Genomic DNA, 3713 nt, shown 5'->3' with positions numbered 1-3713 from the left:
CCGCACCACCCCCACCATCAATCCCTCCCCTCAAGGGGGAGGGAGGCGATCGCCCCAGCCATCGACGTCTTACGCCCCGTGCAACACCCCGATCACCCGGTCCGCCATGTTGGCGCAGCGTGCCCCGTCGAACGGATAGAGCTCGGCGAACGAGCCGCGCAGTTGCTCTTCCAGTACCACGCGCAGCATCCTTCGCGCCCGGTGCAGCCGGGTCTTCACCGTCTCGGGCTTGAGCTGCAAGTGCGCCGCCGTTTCCTCGGTGCTGAGCCCCTCGACCTCGCGCAACACGAACACCGTGCGAAATCCCTCGGGCAGGCCATCGATGGCGGTTTCGAGCAGTTGGCGCATCTCGGATCGGGCAGCCTCCAGATCGGCGGGGAGTGGGGCGAGCGACAGCGGGAATAGCGACACCAGCCCGGCATCGGCGCTCACCGCCTGGTCGAGCGCGTCGAGCGCGCTGCTTGGCTTCCGGCGCCGCAGCCGCGACACCGCTTCGTTGAGCGCGATGCGGGTCAGCCAGGTGGAAAAGCTCGCCTCGCCGCGAAAACTCGCGAGCGCCGTGAAGGCCTTCACATAGGTTTCCTGCACCACGTCTTCGGCTTCGCCGTCATTGCGCAAAACGCTCCGCGCCGCGCGGAACAGCCGTTGGTTGTTGCGTTCGATCAACAGGCGAATGGCCGTCTCGTCGCCCTGCCGCGCCGCCTCTACCAGCTCCGCCTGGCTCAGGCCGGCAAGTTCACCGCGCGATTTCACCAGGGTCAGCATCGCCATCCTCCATCGCCCGGTTGGACGATCGCCCGGCGAAAAAGTTCCCGATGCTAGCACGAATGCAAAAGGGCCGGAGCGATGCTCCAGCCCTTCGAAACTGTCCGGCGGCGCCAAAGGAACCCATATAGCGCAACGCCTCAGTTTCTACATATGGGTTTGAAGGGGCTTGCTTCAAGCCCCCCACCTTGAGCTACCACCACCGCCATGCGTGCTGACGACCTGGTCCCTCGTCACGCCCCGACATTGACTCTTGCCTCATCAACGCTTAATCCGCCGCTTAACTATTTTTGCGGCGCACGCTGTCGATTTCGCCACCGGTCGCTCGTCGTACTGGTGAAAGCCAAGGAGATTTCCCTATGACCCCGTCGGTAATCGCCGCGCCCCTGCACGGGCGCTATGCGCCCTGCGGGCTGGCCGCCGCCACCCCATCTGTGCCATTCAGCCACCCCGATTTTGTTTCCTCTCACCGCAAGGCAGGCCACAAATGACCTCCGAAACGATGACCGATATTCCCTCGACTGCCGCTACGGCGCCGGTCGAACCCTCCACCGCCGCCCGCAACCGGCTGGTGATCGCGCTGCTGCTCGTCTCCACCTTCGTGGTGTTTCTCAATGAAACCATCATGAGTGTGGCGATCCAGCCGCTGATGACCGACCTCGGCGTCACCGCCAGCGCGGCGCAGTGGCTGACCACGGCATTCCTGCTCACCATGGCCGTGGTGATTCCGATCACCGGGTTCCTGTTGCAGCGCATCAACACCCGGCCGATCTACATGCTCGCCATGGCGATCTTCTCGGTGGGAACGCTGATCTGCGCCGTCTCACCGGGTCTCGAGCTGCTGGTGTTCGGCCGCGTCATCCAGGCCGTCGGCACGGCGATCATGATGCCGCTGCTGATGACCACGGTGATGACGCTGGTGCCGCCCGAATCGCGTGGCAAGACCATGGGCAACATCTCGATCGTCATGTCGGTGGCGCCTGCCATCGGCCCGACCATCGGTGGCTTCATCCTCACTCACTTCGACTGGCGCTTCATGTTCATCCTGGTGCTGCCGATTGCGCTCGGCGCACTGGCGCTGGGTGCCTGGCGGATGAAGAACGTCTCGACCCCGCGCTCGACCCCGCTCGACCTGATCTCGGTCGTGCTGTCGGTGCTCGCCTTTGGCGGCATCGTCTACGGCCTCTCAAGCTTCGGCGAAGCGGCGTCTGCCGCCGGCGAGCACGGCATGTCGCCGTGGATTCCGCTCGGCATCGGCCTCGTCACCATGGTGCTGTTCGTCTGGCGCCAGCTCACGCTGCAGGATAAGGCCCTGCTCGACCTCCGCACCTTCGCCATCACCAACTACACCCTGTCGGTGGTGATGATGGCGATCGCCATGATGGCGCTGTTCGGCGTCATCATCCTGTTGCCGCTGTTCCTGCAGAACGTCATCAAGCTCGATCCGCTGCAGATCGGCATGATGCTGCTGCCGGGTAGCCTGATGATGGGCCTGCTTGGCCCGGTGGTCGGCCGGCTCTACGACAAGTGGGGCACCACGCGCCTCCTGGTCCCCGGCTCGATCATCGTCAGCGCCGTGCTCTGGGGCCTCACCCTGGTCGATCAGAACACCTCGATCTGGGTGATCCTCGCCGGCCATATCGCGCTCTGCATCGGCCTCGCCATCATGTTCACGCCGCTGTTCACCGCGTCGCTGAGTTCGCTGCCGATGCAGCTCTATTCGCATGGCTCGGCCATCCTCGGCTCGGTCCAGCAGGTGGCGGGTGCGGCTGGCGTGGCGCTGTTCATCGCCCTGATGACCATCCAGTCCACCGCTCTCACGGCGGCCGGCACCGAGCCGGTCACCGCGCTCGCTTCGGGCATTCGCCTCGGCTTTATGACCGGCGCGATCATTTCGCTGTTCGCCATCGTCGCGGCCTTCTTCGTCAAGAAGCCGCCGGCAAACCCCGAAATGGCGGGCATGGGCGGGCACTAACCCGCTAGTGCTTCACGTGAATCACTGAATCGATCGGGCGCCGGATCCCCTCCGGCGCCCGATTTCTTTTGCGGGCCTGTCGAAATCGCCACCGGTCGCCCGACATTGTTTTGAGAGCAATCAGGGAGTTTAGCGATGACCGAGATCACCCAGCTGATGGATGGAATCCTGCTCGGGGAATGCCCGCGCTGGCATGATAACAAGCTCTGGTTCGCCGACTGGGTTGGCCAGAAGCTTTACACAATCGACGCCGAAGGACGCTCGACGGTCGAGGCGGAGGTGGCCTCGCTCCCCTTCTCGTTCGATTGGCTGCCCGATGGCCGCATGCTGCTGGTGCACGCCGCCGATAACGAGCTGCAGTTCCGCCAGCCCGACGGAAGTTTTGCCCGCTTCGCCGATCTTTCCGGCCTGTCGGAGCGCGGCTGCAACGAGATCACCGTGCACCCGCAGGGCCACATCTACGTCAACAATGTCGATTTCGAGTTTCCCGGCGGCGAGTTCCGCCCTGGCTTCATCGCCCTGGTCGGGCCAGACGGCACCAGCCGCAAGGTCGCCGAAGGCCTCGCTTTCCCTAACGGCATGGCGATCCTCGCCGATGGCCGGACGCTGGTCTGCGCCGAATCGTTCAACGGCAACCTCACCGCCTTCGACATCGGCGAAGACGGCAGCCTCAGTAACCGCCGGCTCTGGGGCAATGTCGGGCAGTACGGCAATGACGGCATCCGCGCCGATGCCGAAGGCGCCATCTGGACCTCCACCGGCCCTACGGTGCTGCGCATCCGCGATGGCGGCGAGATCGTCGAAAAGTTCGAGCTCGACCGCATGTGCTTTGCCGTGATGCTCGGCGGCCCGGATGGCCGAACGCTCTACATGGTCGCCAACGAGTGGACCGGCAGCGTCGATGTCAGCAAACCCACCGGCCGCGTGTTCAGCACCCGCGTCGCGGTGCCGCACGCGGGGTATCCGTAGGGAC

Annotated in this window: 3 protein-coding genes; 2 read left to right on the top strand and 1 reads right to left on the bottom strand. The window is 64.7% G+C overall.

What is annotated here, in order from left to right; all coding sequences use genetic code 11:
• Positions 1-69: 69 nt before the first annotated feature.
• Entirely contained in the window at positions 70-771 is a 702-nt protein-coding gene (locus VW23_RS14550) for an RNA polymerase sigma factor (protein WP_141728342.1), read from the bottom strand.
• Positions 772-1252: 481 nt separating this feature from the next.
• Between VW23_RS14550 and VW23_RS14545 the strand changes: the two genes are divergently transcribed.
• Together VW23_RS14545 and VW23_RS14540 are read left to right on the top strand one after the other, a co-directional pair.
• A complete protein-coding gene (locus VW23_RS14545) occupies positions 1253-2740 on the top strand; it encodes an MDR family MFS transporter (protein WP_069910276.1) in 1488 nt (495 codons plus the stop codon).
• A gap of 135 nt (positions 2741-2875) precedes the next feature.
• Positions 2876-3709, top strand: coding sequence for an SMP-30/gluconolactonase/LRE family protein (locus VW23_RS14540; RefSeq protein WP_069910275.1), 834 nt, complete (start codon positions 2876-2878; stop codon positions 3707-3709).
• Positions 3710-3713 lie beyond the last annotated feature (4 nt).

Origin of the sequence: Devosia insulae DS-56 (assembly GCF_000970465.2) — a bacterium.
GTDB lineage: Bacteria > Pseudomonadota > Alphaproteobacteria > Rhizobiales > Devosiaceae > Devosia_A > Devosia_A insulae.
Note: the sequence above shows the minus strand (reverse complement) of the source record. Positions and strands in the feature narration are given on the sequence as shown.

Bases quoted from the DNA above. Each gene is read 5' to 3' on its own strand.
- VW23_RS14550 (WP_141728342.1), bottom strand. From the start codon at position 771: ATGGCGATGCTGACCCTGGTGAAATCGCGCGGTGAACTTGCCGGCCTG.
- VW23_RS14545 (WP_069910276.1), top strand. From the start codon at position 1,253: ATGACCTCCGAAACGATGACCGATATTCCCTCGACTGCCGCTACGGCG.
- VW23_RS14540 (WP_069910275.1), top strand. From the start codon at position 2,876: ATGACCGAGATCACCCAGCTGATGGATGGAATCCTGCTCGGGGAATGC.